This window comes from Paracoccus aerodenitrificans (genome assembly GCF_027913215.1).
Classification (GTDB): Bacteria; Pseudomonadota; Alphaproteobacteria; order Rhodobacterales; family Rhodobacteraceae; genus Paracoccus; species Paracoccus aerodenitrificans.
Window position 1 is genome coordinate 2,378,027 of the sequence record NZ_CP115784.1, and the last position, 18,904, is coordinate 2,396,930.

General features: G+C 62.0%; 19 protein-coding genes. 11 read left to right on the plus strand and 8 right to left on the minus strand.

Annotation, left to right across the window (positions count from 1 at the left end):
* Positions 1-81 precede the first annotated feature (81 nt).
* Complete coding sequence (locus PAE61_RS13095) at positions 82-951, minus strand: branched-chain amino acid aminotransferase (protein WP_271112821.1); 870 nt, start codon at positions 949-951, stop codon at positions 82-84.
* Positions 952-1,101: 150 nt separating this feature from the next.
* On the opposite strand from PAE61_RS13095, the gene PAE61_RS13100 reads away from it, so the two are divergent.
* Positions 1,102-1,626: a MarR family winged helix-turn-helix transcriptional regulator gene (locus PAE61_RS13100; protein ID WP_271112822.1), complete on the plus strand. Its 525-nt coding sequence runs from the start codon at positions 1,102-1,104 to the stop codon at positions 1,624-1,626.
* Positions 1,623-2,324 carry a response regulator gene (locus tag PAE61_RS13105; protein WP_271112823.1) on the plus strand — a complete coding sequence of 234 codons (702 nt, stop codon included), beginning with the start codon at positions 1,623-1,625 and terminating at the stop codon, positions 2,322-2,324. The genes PAE61_RS13100 and PAE61_RS13105 overlap by 4 nt, the downstream gene beginning before the upstream one ends.
* 63 nt (positions 2,325-2,387) lie before the next feature.
* On the opposite strand, the gene PAE61_RS13110 is transcribed toward PAE61_RS13105, so the two are convergent.
* Positions 2,388-2,711 carry a DnaJ family domain-containing protein gene (locus tag PAE61_RS13110; RefSeq protein WP_271112824.1) on the minus strand — a complete coding sequence of 108 codons (324 nt, stop codon included), beginning with the start codon at positions 2,709-2,711 and terminating at the stop codon, positions 2,388-2,390.
* The gene (locus PAE61_RS13115; protein ID WP_271112825.1) at positions 2,711-5,830 is read right to left on the minus strand and encodes a valine--tRNA ligase; all 3,120 of its coding nucleotides are present in this window, start codon (positions 5,828-5,830) and stop codon (positions 2,711-2,713) included. The genes PAE61_RS13110 and PAE61_RS13115 overlap by 1 nt, the downstream gene beginning before the upstream one ends.
* 112 nt (positions 5,831-5,942) lie before the next feature.
* On the opposite strand from PAE61_RS13115, the gene PAE61_RS13120 reads away from it, so the two are divergent.
* Positions 5,943-6,884 carry a diacylglycerol/lipid kinase family protein gene (locus PAE61_RS13120; RefSeq protein ID WP_271112826.1) on the plus strand — a complete coding sequence of 314 codons (942 nt, stop codon included), beginning with the start codon at positions 5,943-5,945 and terminating at the stop codon, positions 6,882-6,884.
* Positions 6,884-7,636 (plus strand): metallophosphoesterase family protein, encoded by a 753-nt coding sequence (locus PAE61_RS13125; RefSeq protein ID WP_271112827.1) that lies wholly within the window; start codon positions 6,884-6,886, stop codon positions 7,634-7,636. The genes PAE61_RS13120 and PAE61_RS13125 overlap by 1 nt, the downstream gene beginning before the upstream one ends.
* Positions 7,637-7,724: 88 nt before the next feature.
* Here PAE61_RS13125 and dapB read toward each other — a convergent pair whose 3' ends face one another.
* The gene (dapB, locus tag PAE61_RS13130; protein ID WP_271112828.1) at positions 7,725-8,534 is read right to left on the minus strand and encodes a 4-hydroxy-tetrahydrodipicolinate reductase; all 810 of its coding nucleotides are present in this window, start codon (positions 8,532-8,534) and stop codon (positions 7,725-7,727) included.
* Positions 8,535-8,608: 74 nt separating this feature from the next.
* On the opposite strand from dapB, the gene rbfA reads away from it, so the two are divergent.
* Genes rbfA through PAE61_RS13150 form a run of 4 tightly spaced genes read left to right on the plus strand, consistent with a single transcriptional unit; the run spans position 8,609 to position 11,209 of the window.
* Positions 8,609-9,028 carry a 30S ribosome-binding factor RbfA gene (gene rbfA / locus PAE61_RS13135; RefSeq protein WP_271112829.1) on the plus strand — a complete coding sequence of 140 codons (420 nt, stop codon included), beginning with the start codon at positions 8,609-8,611 and terminating at the stop codon, positions 9,026-9,028.
* Positions 9,012-9,773: a phosphodiester glycosidase family protein gene (locus PAE61_RS13140; protein ID WP_271112830.1), complete on the plus strand. Its 762-nt coding sequence runs from the start codon at positions 9,012-9,014 to the stop codon at positions 9,771-9,773. Before rbfA ends, PAE61_RS13140 begins: the two co-directional genes overlap by 17 nt.
* 40 nt (positions 9,774-9,813) lie before the next feature.
* A complete protein-coding gene (gene truB / locus PAE61_RS13145; RefSeq protein WP_271112831.1) occupies positions 9,814-10,707 on the plus strand; it encodes a tRNA pseudouridine(55) synthase TruB in 894 nt (297 codons plus the stop codon).
* Positions 10,691-11,209 carry a GNAT family N-acetyltransferase gene (locus PAE61_RS13150; protein WP_271112832.1) on the plus strand — a complete coding sequence of 173 codons (519 nt, stop codon included), beginning with the start codon at positions 10,691-10,693 and terminating at the stop codon, positions 11,207-11,209. Before truB ends, PAE61_RS13150 begins: the two co-directional genes overlap by 17 nt.
* Here the strand turns inward: PAE61_RS13150 and PAE61_RS13155 are convergent.
* From PAE61_RS13155 to PAE61_RS13165, 3 genes are read right to left on the minus strand one after another with little or no spacing between them, the layout of a single operon-like run.
* A complete protein-coding gene (locus tag PAE61_RS13155; protein WP_271112833.1) occupies positions 11,199-12,032 on the minus strand; it encodes a C40 family peptidase in 834 nt (277 codons plus the stop codon). The two genes, PAE61_RS13150 and PAE61_RS13155, sit on opposite strands and share 11 nt — an antisense overlap.
* Entirely contained in the window at positions 12,029-13,402 is a 1,374-nt protein-coding gene (locus PAE61_RS13160) for a leucyl aminopeptidase family protein (RefSeq protein WP_271112834.1), read from the minus strand. The genes PAE61_RS13155 and PAE61_RS13160 overlap by 4 nt, the downstream gene beginning before the upstream one ends.
* A 56-nt stretch (positions 13,403-13,458) precedes the next feature.
* On the minus strand, positions 13,459-13,836 hold the full coding sequence (locus tag PAE61_RS13165) for a hypothetical protein (RefSeq protein WP_271112835.1): 378 nt from the start codon (positions 13,834-13,836) through the stop codon (positions 13,459-13,461).
* A 141-nt stretch (positions 13,837-13,977) separates the two neighbouring features.
* Here PAE61_RS13165 and PAE61_RS13170 point away from each other — a divergent pair, with 141 nt between their 5' ends.
* The 3 genes from PAE61_RS13170 to PAE61_RS13180 all read left to right on the plus strand — a co-directional run bounded on the left by PAE61_RS13170 (position 13,978) and on the right by PAE61_RS13180 (position 16,473).
* Positions 13,978-14,625, plus strand: coding sequence for a carbonic anhydrase (locus PAE61_RS13170; RefSeq protein ID WP_271112836.1), 648 nt, complete (start codon positions 13,978-13,980; stop codon positions 14,623-14,625).
* 187 nt (positions 14,626-14,812) lie between these two features.
* Entirely contained in the window at positions 14,813-15,853 is a 1,041-nt protein-coding gene (locus PAE61_RS13175; RefSeq protein WP_271112837.1) for a glycosyltransferase family 4 protein, read from the plus strand.
* The gene (locus PAE61_RS13180; protein ID WP_271112838.1) at positions 15,850-16,473 is read left to right on the plus strand and encodes a glycosyltransferase family 29 protein; all 624 of its coding nucleotides are present in this window, start codon (positions 15,850-15,852) and stop codon (positions 16,471-16,473) included. Before PAE61_RS13175 ends, PAE61_RS13180 begins: the two co-directional genes overlap by 4 nt.
* 11 nt (positions 16,474-16,484) lie before the next feature.
* On the opposite strand, the gene pheT is transcribed toward PAE61_RS13180, so the two are convergent.
* A complete protein-coding gene (gene pheT, locus PAE61_RS13185) occupies positions 16,485-18,890 on the minus strand; it encodes a phenylalanine--tRNA ligase subunit beta (protein ID WP_271112839.1) in 2,406 nt (801 codons plus the stop codon).
* Positions 18,891-18,904 lie beyond the last annotated feature (14 nt).

Below are 18,904 nucleotides of genomic sequence, written 5' to 3' on the forward strand. Positions count from 1 at the left end.
CCGACACAAAGCCCGGCCTTCACCCGGCTTAAATATCCCGGGTCCGGGGCAGCGCCCCGGTCCCACGTTCATAACTACGCTCTAGCTTCTGACCAAAGCTTCATAAGAGTCGGACACATCTCGCGTGATCTGCCCGACCTGGAAGTGAAAATCGCCGATCTGACCGACAGGCGTCACCTCGGCAGCAGTCCCGGTCAGCCAGCATTCGCTGAAGCTTTCCAGCTCATCCGGGGTAATACGGCGCTCATGCACGGTAAAACCCTTCTCCTTCAGCATCCCGATCACCGTCTGCCGCGTGATCCCGTTCAGAAACCGATCCGCCAGCGGTGTATGAATTTCGCCGTCTTTGACAAAGAAGATATTGGCCCCCGTCGCCTCGGCCACATAGCCTTCCCAGTCATAAAACAGCGCGTCCGAGCAGCCCTTCGCCTCGGCTGAATGTTTGGCCATCGTGCAGATCATATACAGCCCCGCCGCCTTCGCTGCGGCGGGAATCGTGGCCGGGTCGGGGCGCTTCCATGTGGCAATGTCCAGCTTGGCACCCTGCCATTTCGCATCGCCGTAATAGCTGCCCCATTCCCATGCCGCAACCGCCACACTGACCGGATTGCGCCGTGCGGAAACGCCCATATCCGGACCAGAGGACCGCCAAGCGAAGGCCCGCACATAGGCGTTGGTAAAGCCATTCGCCTCCAGCACAGCCTGCTTGGCCGCGTCGATTTCCTCGGCGGAATAAGGCAGCGGCATATCCAGCAGGCGACCGGACTCGATCAGTCGCAGCGAGTGCTCATGCCCCTTGAAGATCTTGCCATCATAGCAGCGCTCACCCTCGAACACGGATGAGGCGTAATGCAGCGCGTGGGTCAGGACATGCACTTTCGCGTCGCGCCAATCCACAAGCTCACCATTCATCCAGATCTTGCCATCGCGGTCGTCATAAGCGCCGTCCATCGTCCCCTCCAGCCTTACAGGTTTCCAAAAATTATCGCACGCAGCCATTACAAGACGCAATCTTTCGCGTACTGAGCGATTTGCTAGCGATAGATTCTTGGAAAGTCAACAAGACTGACATAAAATGACGGAAACCAACCGAGGTGAAGCATGAAGGAACCGCAGATCAAATCTTCTTCGGGACAGAGCGCAGAAAATCTTCTGTTCCTGACCGATGAACAGATACGCGGCGGGATAGAAGCCTTTTTCTTCGCCTATCGTGCCTTCACCGCCGATCCGGATGCCATTCTTGAGGGGATGGATTACGGCCGTGCCCATCACCGGGCGCTGCATTTCATTGCAAACCGGCCCGGCCTGACTGTCTCGGATCTGCTCGATATTCTCGGCGTCACGAAACAATCGCTGAACCGGGTTCTGCGAACCTTGCTGACAGACGGGCTGGTCGAGGCGCGTGTCGGCAGACGGGACCGCAGGGAGCGTCAGCTTTTCCTGTCCCCGGAAGGGGCCGAGTTGGAAAAACGCCTTTCGGAAGCACAGCGTGCGCGGGTCCGTGCCGCCTATCGTGCGGCGGGACCTCAGGCAGTTGCCGGTTTCAGAACCGTGCTTGAGGCGATGATGGGCGATGCAGGAAACCTGCAGCTTCAGCTCATGCGGACCGCCGAGGCTGCCGAATGACCGATGCCGCCCATATTCTTGTCGTTGACGATGATGAGCGTATTCGCAACCTTTTACGCAGGTTTCTGGTCAAGAATGGCTTTATCGTCTCGACCGCGACCGACGCGGCACAGGCGCGGAAGATCCTGAAAGGGCTGGAATTCGATCTGATCGTTCTGGATGTGATGATGCCCGGTGAGGATGGCATCAGCCTGACCCAGCATCTGAGGCCCCGCATATCAACCCCGATCCTGCTTCTGACCGCCCGCGCCGAGACCGAGGACCGCATTTCCGGGCTGGAAGCCGGGGCGGATGATTATCTACCCAAGCCTTTCGAGCCCCGCGAATTGCTGCTGCGGATCGCGGCGATTTTGCGGCGCGTCCCGCAGGCACAGCCCGCCGGACCGAAATTCATCACGCTGGGTCCGCTGCGCTATGACACCGAGCGCGGGCAGCTTTTCGAGGGCGAGGCGCATATTCACCTGACAGGCACGGAATCGGCTCTGCTGCGCCGATTGGCCGAGACGCCGGGCGAGCCGGTCGGGCGCACCGATCTGACGCTCGATCTGGGGCGCACGCCGTCAGAGGACAGTGACAGCTCCGACCGTGCCATCGACGTGCAGATCACCCGGTTGCGTCGCAAGATCGAGCCGGACCCGAAAGAGCCGCGCTATCTTCAGACGGTGCGTGGCGCGGGCTATATGCTGATCCCGGATTAAGGGCGGCACCGCCGGACCGGGGCGCTGCCCCGGACCCCGGGATATTTGTGTCAGAATGAAAGATCAGTCGCGGGCCGCAGCGCGGCGGGCATCGGTCGCGATATTCGCGCGGAGCTCCTGAATTGCAATCTGCCGTTGCAGGCGGGTGCGCTCCCCGGGGTCTTCGATCTGGTCGAGCGCCGCGCGTTTCGCCTCGATATCCTTGCGGATGCGGAACTCCTCGGGGACGAAACCGCCATCGGACATCATGCGGTGCAGCACGTCCTCGGCCCTTTCGCGCAGCCGGGCGCGGTCGAGCGGTTTGCCTTCGCCAGCGAGGCCCTGAAGCTCGCCCTTGGCAGCGGCCTCATCCATGCGACGTTGGGCAATCCGTTCGAACCAGTGCATCACATCGCCTTGAGCTGCGCCAGTGCCGCATTGATCCGCGCCAGATCCTCATCGAGATCGGCGAGTTTCTGGCGGGTTTCCTCGATCACCTCGAAATCGGCGTTTTCGACGAATTTCGGGTTATCGAGGCGTTTGCGCAGGCCTTCCGCATCCTTGCCGGTTTTCGCCGCGTTCTTTTCAAGGCGGGCGGTTTCAGCCGTCACGTCGATCACATCGCCGATGGGCAGCGCGAAGGACGCGCCCTGCGCCGAGACCGCGATCATGCCTTTGCCCGCCGCGCCGTTTTGCGGGGCATTCACGCGGGCGAGGCGTTCAATCAGCGGGGCATTGGCGGCAAGGGCGTCACGGGCTGCGGCATCAGCCTCGGTCACGATCAGGTCGAGCCTTGCCCCGGCAGGTACACCCATCTGGGCCCGGGCCGAGCGGATATTCTCGATCAGTTGGATCACCCAGTTCATCTGCCGGTCGGCATCCGCGTCGATCACGTCGCGACCGAATTCGGGCCAGTCGCCGTGGATCAGCATCCTGTCGCGGTCGCCGGTCAGGGACCAGAGTTCCTCGGTAACGAAAGGCATGATCGGGTGCAGCAGCGCATAACACTGATCCAGCACCCACCCCATCGTGGCGCGGGTTTCCTCGGCGTATTCACCGTCGAAAAGCGGCTTGGCGAATTCGACATACCAGTCGCAGACCTTGCCCCAGACGAAGCTGTAAAGCCCGTTCGCCGCATCGTTGAAGCGGAAGCTTTCAAGTGCCTCATCGGTGGATTGCGTGGCGCGGGCGACCTCTCCGATGATCCAGCGATTGACGGTGTGGCGCGGATTTGGGCGGTCGGCTCCGCCGCGGACGCCGTTCATTTCGGCGAAACGGGTGGCGTTCCAGATCTTTGTGACGAAGTTGCGGTTGGCCTCGACATGTTTCGGGCCAAGCTTGGGATCGCGGCCCATCGCCGCCATGCTGGTCAGGGTAAAGCGCAGCGCATCGGCACCGTATTCATCCACCAGAGTCAGCGGGTCGATCACATTGCCCTTGGATTTGGACATTTTCGCGCCTTTTTCGTCGCGCACCAGCCCGTGGACATAGACGGTGTGGAAGGGGACATCGCCCACCACCTCAAGCTGCATCATCATCATCCGGGCGACCCAGAAGAAGATGATGTCGAAGCCGGTGACCAGAACGTCGGTTGGGAAATATTTCCGCATCTCGGGCGTGTTGTCGGGCCAGCCGAGTGTGCCGATGGGCCAGAGACCGGATGAAAACCATGTGTCGAGGACGTCGGGGTCGCGCTTTAATTCTAGCGTCCCATAGGGAACCGTAATATCTGCTTCGGTACTTGCGACCTCATCAAAATCATGACCGATTGAGGCGTACTTCGCCAAAGCTATTGCCGAAGCTTCCTGGAATGTGGCCGCGCAAAAAGGTTCGTCTAGCTCCTCGCCTAAATCATAGCGCAAAGGATCATCGGCTGACCTCTGCAAAACCTCGCCCGTGTTAGGATCGGCTGCAATTGTGACTGGGATAATTCTTGGACCGTACCATACTGGGATCTGATGTCCCCACCATAATTGACGACTGATGGTCCAGGGCTCGATATTCTCCAGCCAGTGCTCATAGACCTTGCGGTGCTGGTCGGGCAGGATCTGGGTGCGACCATCGCGGACAGCCTCCAAGGCGGGGCCGACGATCTGCGCGGTATCGACGAACCACTGATCGGTCAGCATCGGCTCAATCAACACGCCCGAACGGTCGCCGAAGGGCTGCATGATAGGTTTGGATTCAACCAGAGGCACAAGTTTCCCGGCTCGCGCCTCACCTCCGTCTTCCGCCTCAACGGTCCGTTTCGCAGCCTCGCCAAGCCGAGGATCCGACGGATGGGTCATCACCGCCAGCCCCTCGCGTACGATTTCCTCTACCACGCGCTTACGCGCCTCAAACCGGTCTAGCCCACGCAGATGTTCGGGGACAAGGTTGACTTCTGATTCCGAGAGGGAATCCACAACCGGTTCATTGAGAAGATCCTTGAAAGTTTTCGACTTCGCAATCTCGCCCCTCGCTGCTCTCGTAGCGCGGGCAGCGCTTTCAGCATAGGACAGCCCGTCCTGCCGCATCGCGCCTTTCGTATCCATCAGCGCGTAAAGCGGGATATCGTTGCGGGTGGCGACGCCGTAATCGTTGAAATCATGCGCCCCGGTGATCTTCACTGCACCCGATCCGAAATCCGGGTCCGGGTATTCATCGGTGATGATCGGGATCAGGCGGCGATGTTCTTTCGGGCCGACCGGGATTTCGCAGAATTTGCCGACGATGGGGGCATAGCGCTTGTCGTCAGGATGCACCGCCACCGCACCATCGCCCAGCATGGTTTCGGGACGGGTCGTCGCGATAGAGATATAGTCGCGGGTCTCGCGCAGGGTGACGTTCCCGTCCTCGTCGCGTTCGACATATTCATAGGTCTCGCCCCCCGCCAGAGGATATTTGAAATGCCACATATGGCCGGGCGTGTCGCGGTTCTCGACCTCAAGATCGGAAATCGCGGTTTCGAAATGCGGGTCCCAGTTCACCAGCCGCTTGCCGCGATAGATGATGCCCTTGTTATACAGATCCACAAAGACGCGGATCACGGCGTCGTGAAAATTGCCTTCCTCACCTTTCGGGGCCGAGGGGGCGCCGGACATGGTGAAGGCGTTGCGCGACCAGTCGCAGGACGCCCCAAGCCGCTTGAGCTGGTTCATGATCCTGTCGCCGGATTCCTGCTTCCACTGCCAGACTTTCTCGACAAAGGCCTCACGCCCGATCTCTCGGCGGTTCGGCTGACCGGCTTCGGCCATCTGGCGTTCCACCACCATCTGGGTCGCGATCCCGGCATGGTCCTGACCGGGCTGCCACAGCACGTCGAACCCGCGCATCCGGTGCCAGCGAGCAAGGATATCGGGCAGAGTGTTGTCAAGCGCATGGCCGATATGAAGACTGCCAGTCACATTGGGCGGCGGCATCATCATCGAAAACGTCTCTGCCCCCGGCTTGGCGTTGGCACCGGCAGCGAAGGCGTTCCGCTTCTCCCATTCGGCGCTGATGCGGGCTTCGGCGGTGGCAGCGTCGAAGGTCTTGTCCATGCTCATCGTGATCCCCTGATCTTTGCGAATTGTCCTAGCCCGTTCGGCGGTGAAGGCCAAGACCGGGAACCGTATCCGCCCGCGGCGTGTTGGCAAGCGGGCAGGCAAGCAGGGCAGCATGACCGAAAGATTCGACTTATCCCGCGCACGGGTCGCGGCGATCATGAACCGCAAGGCAGGTTCCGGCAATGGTGAGAGCGTCGGCGCAATGCTCGAAGACAGGATCGCCCCCGCCTGCGCCGGTTTCACCATGATCCGGCCTCAGAAAGGGCAGAATATCGTGTCGCTCGCGGCGGATACGGCCCGGGAACATGATGTGATCATCGCGGTGGGCGGCGACGGAACTCAGGCCGCCGTGGCGCAGGCGCTTGCCGATGCCGACACGGAAAAGGTGATGGGCGTGATCCCCGGCGGCACGTTCAATTATTTCGCCCGCGATCTCGGGGTTGGAGAAACCCCGGAGGCCGCGATTGACACCCTGCTGAACGCCCGGATCGAGAATGTCTCGGTCGGGGATATGAACGGCAAGGTGTTTCTGAACAATATCAGTCTCGGTGCCTATCCCGAGATTCTGGAGCGGCGCGAGGATGCCTATCGCCGTTTCGGTCGCCGCCGGGTGCTGGCCTATTGGGCGGTGCTGCGCACGCTGATGGATCTGCGCCATCCCTTACAACTGACCGCCATCGTTGACGGAGAGAAACGCGAATTCCGCACCGCGCTTGCCTTTGTGGCGCAAAGCGAGACCCAGCTTGAGGCATTCGGGCTGGAAGGTGCCGACGATGTGCGCCGCGACCGACTGCCTCTGTTCATCGCCAAGGCCGAACGGGCCGTGCCTCTGATCGGTGCGGCGCTGCGCCTCGCGCTTGGCATCAGTGCGCATGGCGAGGATTTCGAACTGATCATTTCCGAAAAATTCATTATCAACACCGACCGCCCAACCCGGCATGTCGCCCATGACGGAGAGCGCTCGCGCGTTCCGGCCCCGCTGAATCTGAGCATCCGGAAAGATGCGCTGCGTGTGCTGGTTCCGGCGGAAAAACATGGCGATAAGGAGGATTGATGCGTCTCGCTCTGCTCTCGGATCTTCATATCGGGATGCATCGGAGGGGACTTGTCCAGCCCATGCTGGACGCGTTGGCCGATGCCCGACCCGAACATATCATCGTCGCAGGCGATCTGGTCCAGCGTGCCCGGCGCGAGTTATTCGCCGAGGCCGAGGCGATACTGGATCAGACCGGGCTGCCCTGGCTTTGTGTCCCGGGCAATCACGATATTCCCCTGATGAACCTGCCCGCGCGGCTGCTCTGGCCGTTTCATGATTATGTGTCCTCGGTCCCCGGCCCGAAGGAACCGCTGCTGGAATTGCCAGGGCTGAAAATCGTCGGGGTGAACTCGACCTTCCCCTATCGCTGGCGCAATGGCCGGATTACGCAACGCCAGATCGACCGTGTGCGGCATTTGTCGCGGACCGGGCCGGTCATGGTCGTCCAGCACCACCCGATCAGCCTGCTGCCCGGTGAGACGAAAGAGCTGATGCTGAATGCCGAAGAGGCCCTAAAGGCCTATGACGAGGCCGGGGTGTCGCTGGTGCTGACCGGGCATTTGCATCATTTCAACACGGCGAGTTCGGCATCCGGCATGACGCAGATCCATGCGGCCTCGGCGCTGTGCGACCGCCCCGAGGACCCGCCGAACGAATTCGCCCTGCTGGATGTCGAACCGGAGGGATTCCGGCTGACAAGGATGATCGCGCCGAAAGACGGGGCGGATTTCCAGCCGCAGCCGCCGATCATGTTGCCGAAACGCCGCTGATCACGACATCGAAACGAAACCGGCAGAGGGCAGCGGTCGGTCGTCCGTTGCCCGGCGGCGCTAAAGCGCCTTGCCCCGGGCCGGGCGCTCAGTCCAGACCCAGCACATCCATCATGTCATATTCGCCCGGCCCTTTATCCTGACCCCAGATGGCCGCACGCAGCGCACCCCGCGCGAAGATCGCGCGGTCGGTCGCCAGATGGCGCAGCACGATCCGCTCGCCCTGACCGGCGAAGATCACATCATGCTCACCGACCACATCCCCGCCGCGAATGGCGGAAAACCCGATGGAACCCGGCTGACGTGCGCCCGTCATGCCCTCTCGTGCAGGAGTCCGCAGCGCGTCGAGCGCCGCGCCCCGGCCCTCTGCCGCCGCCTCACCCAGCATCAGCGCGGTGCCTGACGGAGCATCGACCTTGTGGCGGTGATGCGCCTCGACCACCTCGATATCCCAGTCGGTCCCAAGCGCCGCCGCAACCTTCCGCGTCAACCCCATCAGCAGATTGACCCCAAGGCTCATATTCCCGGCCCGGATGATCGGCGCATGCCGTGCCGCGCGGGAAATCGCCGCCAGATCGTCACCGGACAGCCCCGTCGTCCCGATCACATGGACCGCCCGCGCCTGCGCGGTCAGTTCGGCAAAGGCGACCGTTGCCTCAGGCGTCGTAAAATCGATCACCGCCTGCGCCCGCGAAATCGCGCCGACCGCATCGTCGGTCACCAGAACACCGCTGGACTGTCCGCCCATCGCCTCGCCCAGATCGCGACCGATCCAGTCGCTGCCCTGCCGCTCAACCGCACCGACAAGCCGCACCTCGTCGGATTCGTTGACCACGCGCACCAGCATCTGACCCATACGCCCCGATACGCCCGTTATGACGATGCCCGGCTTTTCCATTCCGCTCTCCTTGACCTGCTGAGTTTTCGCTTAGTCCATTGCGGCGCAGGCCCCAACCCCCTACATCTGCGATCATGGCACAGAACCGCTTTCACACCTCCCCCGGCCCCTCGCAGCGGCAGCTTCGCGTGGGAGAGCTGATCCGTCACCGCCTGTCCGAGCTGCTGCTGCGGGCAGAGGTTCACGACCCAGATCTTAACCGCCACTCGATCACTGTCGGAGAAGTGCGCACATCGCCCGATCTGAAAGTCGCGACGGCCTTTGTGATGACCCTTGGCGGGCGCGATTCGGAGGAGGCTCTGGACGCGCTGCGCCGCAACGCGCGGGAATTGCGGCATCTGGTCGCGAAGGGGCTCAAGCTGAAATACGCGCCCGAGTTACGGTTTCATCTCGATGAAACCTTCGATCGCATGGACGACACACGGCGGCTGTTCGAAGACGAACGCGTGCGCCGCGATATTGAGGCAGAACCGGACGATGACAGGCTGGACTAGGATCCTCTGCCGGCTTGGCGTCGCGGCAGGGGCCGTGCTGGCATTCACCGCATCCGCGAAAGCCGCCGATTGCAGCCGCCAGACTCATGACGGTCAGAACTATGTGATCTGCCAGATCGGAGCGCAGGAGGAACCGCGGCTGAGATTATGGCTGGATGATGCGACCGGGCGCAAGCTGAACGGTTTCAGCAATCTCCGTTCCAGCCTTCCCGCCGGTGAAACGCTGGTTTTCGCGATGAATGCCGGCATGTTCCACCGGGATTACGAACCTGTCGGGCTGTATAAGTCCGATGCGGAAACGCGCGGTCACCTTGTCACACAAGGCAGCAGCGGCAATTTCGGCCTGCTTCCCAACGGCGTTTTCTGCGCCGGAGGAAGCGCACCCTACGCGGTTTTCGAGACCCTCGATTTCGCGGAAACCCAACCGGACTGCCGGATCGCCACACAGTCCGGTCCGATGCTGGTGATTGACGGAGATCTGCACCCGCGTTTTCTGGTCGATTCCGACAGCCGCTATATCCGCAACGGGGTCGGCGTGTCCCCGGACGGTGAAACGGCATGGTTCGCGATTTCCGAACGTCCCGTCACCTTCCACGAATTCGGGCGTCTGTTTCGAGACGGTCTCGGCGCAAGGAATGCGCTTTATTTCGACGGCTCGATTTCCCGGCTCTATGCACCGCAAATGCGGCGAAACGATTTCGGCTGGCCGATGGGACCGATCATCGGACTGGTTGACGAGGGCTGAGACCGGCGCTATCCGCACCGCCTTCTGACAGGAGGGTCATATGGCACGCAAGAAGGGCCGCGATATCTCGGGCTGGCTGATCGTGGACAAACCGGCGGGGATCGGGTCAACCGATGTGGTCGGCAAGGTGCGTTGGGCGCTCGATGCGAAGAAAGCGGGCCATGCGGGTACGCTGGACCCCGATGCGACCGGCATTCTGGCGGTGGCGCTCGGCGAGGCGACGAAGACCGTGCCGCTGCTGACCGAAGCGCTGAAAGCCTATGATTTCACGGTGAACTGGGGGGCAGAAACGTCAACCGACGATGCCTCGGGCGAGGTGCTTGAAACCTCTGCCAACCGGCCCGATGCCGATGCGATCCGCGCTGCCCTGCACGGCTTCACCGGCGATATCATGCAGATTCCACCCGCTTTTTCCGCCGTGAGGGTCGATGGCGAACGCGCCTATGACCTTGCCCGCGAAGGCGAGGCACCCGAACTGGCCGCCCGCCCGCTTTATGTCGATGAATTGTCTCTGATCGAGGCCCGACAGGACTCCGCCGATTTGCATATGGTCTGCGGCAAAGGCGGCTATGTCCGTTCAATCGCGCGGGATCTGGGGCGCGAACTGGGCTGTCTCGGCCATGTTGCGGGGCTGCGCCGCGTCTGGTCCGGCCCGTTCGAGGTCGAGGACGCCGTCGCCTTCGATCTGATCGACCGTGAGAATCAGGCCGAAATCGAGGCAAGGCTGCTGCCGATCCAGTCCGCCCTGGCCGAACTGCCCGAGCTGAACGCTACCGAGCAGGGCGCGATCCGCATCCGCAACGGCAATCCCGGTCAGGTTCTGGGACAGGCCGAGTTCGGGGACATCGTCTGGGTCAGCCATCAGGGTCAGGCGGTCTGTATCGGCCGCTATCTCGGCGGCGAGGTTCAGCCGGAACGTGTCTTCAACCTGTAGGTTTCGCCTAGATATCCGCCCCGAAATTCCCGGCGATGAAGGCGCCATATCGGCGCTGACCGAGGCCGCATTCAAGCCCGTGGCCCATAGCAGCGGCACCGAAGCACGGATTATCGAGGAATTGCGCGATGCGGGCGCGTTGATCCTGTCGCTTGTGGCCGTCGGGGATGGGCGGATCACCGGTCATCTCGGCTTCTCTCCGGTGCAAATCAGCAAAGAAGATTGCGGGTGGATCGGATTGGGTCCGGTCTCGGTCAGCCCCGGACACCAGAAAGCGGGGATTGGCAGCACCCTGATCCGCGACGGATTATCGCGGATGCAGGATGCGGGGTATGCGGGATGCGTGCTGCTTGGCGATCCTGCCTATTATGGCCGCTTCGGCTTCCGGCACGACCCGGCACTGGTCTATCCGGGGGTGCCACCCGAATATTTCATGGCATTGCATTGGAGCGGCCCTGCCCGGCACGGTGAAGTCGCCTATCACCCGGCCTTCAGAAGCTGATTTCTTCCCTGCCGGGCCGGTTTATACCAAGGAACGGGCCATCCCCCGCAGCGTCGATCCGGGCAATGGCGCTGTCGATGTCCTCATGAATCACCCGCATCTGCCAGGCGGTCGCATGGATCATCCGCCCGTCACCGCAGACCATCGCGACATGACCCGGCCAGAACAACAGATCGCCACGGCGCATATCCTCAACCTCGGCGAAGGCCGCCCGCTGCAAATCCGAATCCCCCGGACAGGCAAGACCGCAACCATGCAGCGCCGCCTGCACCAGACCGGAGCAATCGATCCCCTGACGCGAATTCGCGCCCCAGAGATAGGGCGTCCCGATCAACGATTCCGCGGCCTCGACCGGATCGCTGGCGAAGCCGTCGGATATCGACTGAAGCGGCACCCAGCCACCCTCTGCAAGCTGTGCGAAACGACCCTCGGTCCCGACGACCGAGAGACGCGCATTCAGTGACAGAAAGCCGGTTTCCCGCTGCTTGATATCCGGTCCCGCATAGATATGCGTCGCGGGCGCAGAGACCCGATGGGTGATCCGGGGCCTCTGGTCCGTCAGATCCGCCTGCCGAATCCAGCCGCAATAGCCGTCGCGCACAGCCTGCACAAAAGCAAGATCGCCCCGCTTTTCGATGATCGTGACATCGGCACCGAAATTCAACTGCCGGTCCCGCGCCCCATCCGGCTGCGCCAGCAGATCTGCCACGGGAACCGAGACACGCGCCGGCTCACCATCCGTATAGATCTCGCGCATCATCACATCGCGCAGAGATGACAGAGCCACGCGATCCGTCGCCGGGGTCATGCGCCGATCCGTCATGCCAGCAGCCCCGGCAATGCGCCAAGCAGCGCACGCGCCCCTTGCTGGACCCCACCTTGCGCCCGTCCCGGCGCGGCAGAGGGTTGCCAGCCATAGATATCGAAATGCGCATAACGCCCCGCGCCTTCGGCAAAATGGCGCAGGAACAACGCCGCCGTGATCGAGCCTGCCATGCCGCCCGCAGGGGCGTTGTCCAGATCGGCAATGCCGGGCTCAATCATCTTTTCATAAGGCTCCCAGAACGGCATCCGCCAGACCGGATCCCACAGATCGAGACCCGATTTCTGTATTGCCGCAGCCGCATCGTCATCATCGCAATAGAAAGGCGGCAGATCGGGACCAAGCGCCACCCGCGCAGCCCCGGTCAGCGTCGCCATGCTGATCAGCCAGTCGGGCCGATCCTCCGCCGCATAGGCCATCGCATCCGCCAACACCAGACGCCCCTCGGCATCGGTATTATTCACCTCGACCGTGAGGCCCTTGCGCGATCTCAGGATATCGCCCGGGCGGAACGCATTCCCGGCAATCGCGTTTTCGACGGCGGGGATCAGCACCCTCAGGCGAAGCCCGTCTGCCGCTTCGGTTGCAACCAGCATCTGCGCCAGACCGAGCACTGTCGCGGCACCACCCATATCCTTCTTCATCAGCTTCATGCTGGCGGCAGGTTTGATATCCAACCCGCCCGTATCGAAGCAGACCCCCTTGCCAACCAATGTCACCGAGGGGCCTTCGTCACCGCGCATCAACTCGATCAGCCGGGGAGCCTGCGCCCCTGCCCGCCCGACCGCATGGATCATCGGAAAATCATGCTCCAGCAGCGCATCGTCCGAGATAACATTGACGGAAAACCCATTCCGCTGCGCCACATCTCGAGCCGCCGCCTCAAGCGCGTCGGGGCCCATATCATTGGCGGGCGTATTGATCAGGTCACGGGTCAGAAACTCACTTTCCGCCATCGCGATCAGGCGCGGCGCATCGGCCGGATCGGGCGCAACCAGCCGCGCCTTGGCCCCTTCGGCTTTCCGATAGCGGTCAAACGCATATTGCGCCAGCAGCCAGCCAAACGCTGCCTCTGCCCGGTCGATGCCATCAGGCCAGTGCTGGATATGCCATGCGCCTTCAGGCAGCGCCGAGGCGGCCTTCGCAAGGGCAAAACGCTCAAGATAATCCGAGCCGGACCCGATACCGATCAAGGCCCCGGTGATCGCGCCGGACGTCCCGGGAAGCAGACAAACCTGCCCGGCCTTGCCGCTAAACCCGGTCGCAGTGGCCCAGTTCCTTGCATCTGCATCCAGACCCTCGGGAAGCGTACTATCGGCCAGCCAGATCGGGTAGCTGTCATCAGTGGATGCGGCGAATTCTGGTTTCATCTTGCCCTCGGCTTTCTCTCGCGCGACAGAATGACATCACGGATGGCAGCCCGCAACTAGGCCTCATCGACGCCCTCCCATATCTCGACCAGAGAGATATTCGCCACCCTTAGCAGCCGCGCCACTGTCGCCGACAGCCCCACGCCATCAGAACGGATGGCGCAATCCGCCACCGCTTCCGCAACCTCGGCCAGAGATTGCAGCCCGACCTGCGTTGCCAGCCGATACAAACGCCGCGCCCCGTCGATGATCGCGGCGGCATCGCCTTTCTGCGCACCCTCCTGAAGAGACTGCACGGCAATGGCCATCTGTTCCAGCGCCATCTGGATCACGCCGCCCGCCGCAACCTCGCCCAACTCATTGACGATATCGCGGACACGGTCAGTATCGACACGCACCTTGTCCCGCATTCTCAGAACAGCAACTTTACCCATCGCACCACTCTACAACCATCATGTTCCGCATTCTGGTAGACGATGACAGCTTGTGCTGTGGATTTCCTTAGCGCAGCCTGCAAAAATCGCTCGAATTGAAGGCAATACCGGAATATCTGTTATGCGGATGAAAGGAACGCCATGCATAACGCCAAGCTACTCCCGCATTATCTTGTCAGCCGCTATACGGGCTGGCGGGCCACGACCTACGCCGAGAACCGGGCCTGGTATACAAGGCTTGCCGAGGACGGGCAGCGACCACGCGCAATGGTGATCTCATGCTGCGATTCGCGTGTGCATGTCACCTCTATCTTCGGCGCCGATACAGGAGAGTTCTTCATTCACCGCAATATCGCCAATCTCGTGCCGCCCTATACGCCGGACGGGCAGCAGCACGGCACATCGGCAGCGGTGGAATACGCGGTACAGGCCCTCAAGGTCTCGCATCTGATCGTGATGGGACACACGAACTGCGGCGGTGTGGCAGGGTGTCATGCCATGTGTTCCGGCAAGGCTCCCGATCTGGAAGAGGAATCCAGCTTTGTCGGTCGCTGGATGGATATTCTGCGTCCTGGCTATGACCGCGTGTCGGGGCTGTCGGAAGAACAGCAGATACCGGCGCTTGAACGCGAGGCGGTAATGGTCTCGCTGGAAAATCTCATGAGCTTTCCCTTCGTGCGGGAAGCCGTCGAATCCGAGCGTATGACATTGCACGGGCTGATTCACGACATCGCAGATGGCACATTGTTTCAGTTCGATGGTGCAAAGGGCGAATTCACGCGCGTCTGATGGGCAAAGGGGTCACATTCCTCACTATGTTCCAAATCGGCGAGACAGGTTTTCTGCAATTCTTATCCCGTCCGGTCGATCATACAGCTTCTGAGACGGGCTGAGGACTATTCGGCACTGCTCCTGTTCTTTACCATAGCTCTTGCTATAGGCTTGGCCCTGTATTTCCTGACGCCGGAGGCTTCGGATGACTGACAGCACCGATATCGAGATCGTTGCCCCGAATCTGAAACGCCGCCTGTCGGGCGTGACCGCGACTGTCGTGCGGCTGATCCCGGTGCAAGCCCGGATGATCGGGATCGTCGCCACCGGACCCGGACTGCCGCCGGAATTGCCGCATATTCCTTTATCCCGCGCCGCCACCCTGCCCCGCGATCGCTGGCGGGTCTGGCATGCGCGGCGCAATACGGAAATGGCGCTTGGGCTGATCTTCCGGCGGGTTCTGGGCCGGCGCTACCGACTTCTGTTCACATCGGCGGCGCAGCGCCACCATACCGGCTTCACCAAATGGCTGATCCGTCAACAGGACGCGCTGATCGCCACCTCGCCACAGGCCGCATCCTATCTGGAGCGTGAGGCGACAGTGATTCTTCACGGCGTCGATACGCAGGTCTTCCGGCCCGCCGAAGATAAGGCAGCATTGCGGCAGCAATTGGGGCTGGACCCGGATGCGGTGCTGATCGGATGTTTCGGCAGGGTCCGGGCGCAGAAAGGCGTCGATCTGCTGGTTCGCGCGGCGCTGCGGCTGTTTCCCGAACGCCCCAAGGCTCAGCTGATCTTCACCGGGCGGATCACGCCGGATAACCAGAAATTCGCCGATGATCTTCTGGCCGAAGCCAAAGCCGCCGGAATAGAAGACCGTATCCGCTTCCTGGGTGAGATCCCCTGGGAGGATGTCGTGCGCCATTATCAGGCGCTCGATCTGTTCGCTGCCCCCGCCAGATGGGAGGGTTTCGGGCTGACTCCGCTTGAGGCAATGGCTTGCGGCGTGCCGACCGTGGCCGCCCGCGTGGGGGCGTATGAGACGCTGATCCGCGACGGAGAAACCGGCTCTCTCGTGGCGGCCGACGATCTGGATGCGCTGACCCACGCCCTTGCCCGCTGGCTGGACGATCCCGAAACCCGCGAAAATGCCGGTCGTGCTGCCCGCGATCATGTCGTCCGGAACCATGCGATTGAAGGCGAGGCTCGCGCCATTGTCGATGTTTACCGCAAGCTGCTGTCATGACGCCTCTGCGTTTCTATATCGCGCGGGTGATGCGGAACGAGGCGCTTCTGGCCTCTCTCTCGATCCCGCAGGATGAATTATTATCCGCGCTGAATGGCAAATCGGTTGCGCTTGTCGGCAATGCCCGCTCGCTGGCGAATGGTCGGCAGGGGCCGCAGATCGACGCGCATGATCTGGTGGTCCGCATCAACCTTGCGCCGATGCCGTCCGCCGAAAGTCACGGCAGGCGAACCGGCTGGCTGGGGCTGGCGACGCGGCTGCCCAAGGCCAAGCGCACACGCATTGCGCCTTCGCGCATTCTGTGGATGTCGCATAAACGCAAGAGGCTGGACCGGCAAAGCGCCCATTCGCCGGGATTTTACCTGCATCCGCTGCCGGATTACGAGGCGCTGAAATCACGGCTTGAGGCACCGCCGACGACGGGCGCGATGCTGATCGAGCTGTTGCTGCGATCGGAATTATCGCGGCTGGATCTCTACGGTTTCGACTTCTTCGCCTCGAAATCCCTGTCGGGCGGACGCAGCGCCGGGCAGGTGCCGCATGATTTCAACAGCGAGGCAGCATGGGTCGGGGAGTTGCTGAAAAGCGATCCCCGACTGACGCTTCACCCAAGCGGCTAGGGTTTCCGGTCTCAGCCGCGCAGAACCCCGCCAGTCGCCTTGCCGACCTTTTCGACGATCTTTGCGGCCACGGCCTCGATCTCGGCATCGGTCAGCGTCTTGTCGCGGGGTTGAAGCCGGGCCGTGATGGCGACGGATTTCTTCCCCTGCCCCATCTGCGCCTCGGCTTTTTCGCCGGTGAACTGGTCAAAAACCCGCACGCTTTCGATCAGCGCCTTGTCGGCACCCGAGGCGGCGTTGACCAATGTCAGCGCTTCGACATCGCTGTCCACAACGAAGGCGAAATCCCGCTCGACGGGTTGCAGCGCCGAGGCATTCAGCGCCGGGCGGGTCGGCACATTCGCCTTGGGCAGAGGCACGTTCGGGATATAGATCGTGAACGCGACGGCGGGACCTTTCACATCCAGTTCGCGCAGGATCTTCGGATGCACCTCGCCGAAACTCGCAAGCCGGTTGGGGCCAAGCTGGATATTGCCCGAACGGCCGGGATGCCACCACGCGTCAAGCTTGCGGTCGATCTGGAATTTCGCCGGAGCGCCAATCGCCGACAGGATCGCCTCGGCATCGGCCTTGGCGTCGTAAATATCCACGGGGCGGCGCGACCCGTAAGCGTCACGCGGCGCAGATGCGCCGACCAGCAACCCGGTCAGGCGCAGCGCCTGATCGCCCGGCTCTCCGCCCGAGAAAACCGGGCCGCATTCGAACAGAGCCAGATCCGCAAAGCCCCGCGCCTGATTCCGTGCCGCCGCCGCCAGCAAGCCCGGCAGCAGATCGGGGCGCAAATGCGTCATCTCAGAGCTGATCGGGTTTTCCAGACGCACCTCGTCGCCACCGCCGCCGAACAGCGCAGCCGCATCCGCGTCGATGAAGCTGTAAGTGACGCATTCATTATAGCCAAGACCCGCCGCCATGCGCCGCGCCGTTGTCTCACGGCGCTGCAACGGCGTCAGAACCGGCAGAGGCACCCCCGGTTGAGGCCGCGCCATCGGTTTGCCGACCAGACGGGTCAGGCTGGCAATCCGCGCGACCTCCTCGATCAGATCGGCCTCGCCCTGAATATCCGGCCGCCAGCTTGGAACATGGGCCATATCGCCCTCCATCCGGAAGCCGAGCGCCTCCAGCGTCCGGCGCTGCACGGTATCCTCGATCTCCATCCCGACAAGGCTGACGACACGATCCGTATCCAGCCGATAGGCACGGCTGTGATCGGGAATGTCGCCCGCCGTAACGGGGCCAGACGCTTCCCCGCCGCAAAGATCCAGCACCATCCGGGTGGCAAGATCCAAGCCGACAAGGGTGAATTCAGGATCAATGCCACGCTCGAAACGATATCGCGCGTCCGAGTTGATCTTCAGCGCACGCCCGGTGGCGGCGGTGCTGATCGGGTCGAAATAGGCTGCCTCGATAAACACATCGGTTGTGTCATTTTGCGAACCCGATGCCGCGCCGCCCATGACACCGGCGATGGATTCCACCCCGTTTTCGTCGCAGATCACGACGGCGCCTTCGGGCAGGCTGTATTCCTTGTCGTCCAGGGCGACCAATTTTTCGCCTGCCTTCGCACCCCTGAGATGCAGATCACCCTTCACCTTCGCCACATCGAAGACATGCAGAGGGCGGTTCAGGTCATAGGTAAAATAATTGGTAATATCGACAAGCGCACTGATCGGACGCAGACCAATGGCCCGAAGCCGTTTCTGCATCCATTCCGGCGACGGTCCGTTCTTCACGCCCCTCACCACGCGCCCCGAGAAAAACGGCGCTTTCGCCGCGATCTCATCGTCAATCGTGACATTGACCGGGCTGGCGAATTTCCCCTCGATCTGAACCTCGGTCAGCGACTTCAGCGTTCCCAGTCCCCGCGCCGCCAGATCCCGCGCGATCCCGCGCACACCAAGCGCATCGGGCCGGTTCGGCGTAATCGCAATGTCGAAAACCGGATCGATCTTGTCCGGCGCATTCGCGGCCAGCCAGTCGGTGAATTTCTGCCCGACCTCGCCGGATGGCAGTTCGATAATGCCGTCATGTTCGTCCGACAACTCCATCTCGCGCTCGGATGCCATCATGCCGTGGCTTTCAACGCCGCGTATTTTGCCGACGCTCAGCGTCGTATCCAGACCGGGCACATAATCGCCCGGCTTCGCCAGAACACCGATCAGACCGGCCTTCGCATTCGGCGCACCGCAGACGATCTGCTTTTCGCCCTCATCCGTCTCGACCCGCAGCACACGCAGACGGTCGGCATCGGGATGCTGTTCCGCAGCCACGATCTTCGCGATGGTAAACCCGGACAGTTTCGCAGCGGGGTCGATGATTTCTTCGATCTCAAGACCCAGATCGGTCAGAACCCGCCCCATTTCTTCAACGGAAGCATCGGTTTCCAGATGGTCTTTCAGCCAGGACAGCGTGAATTTCATGGCGCACCTTAAAT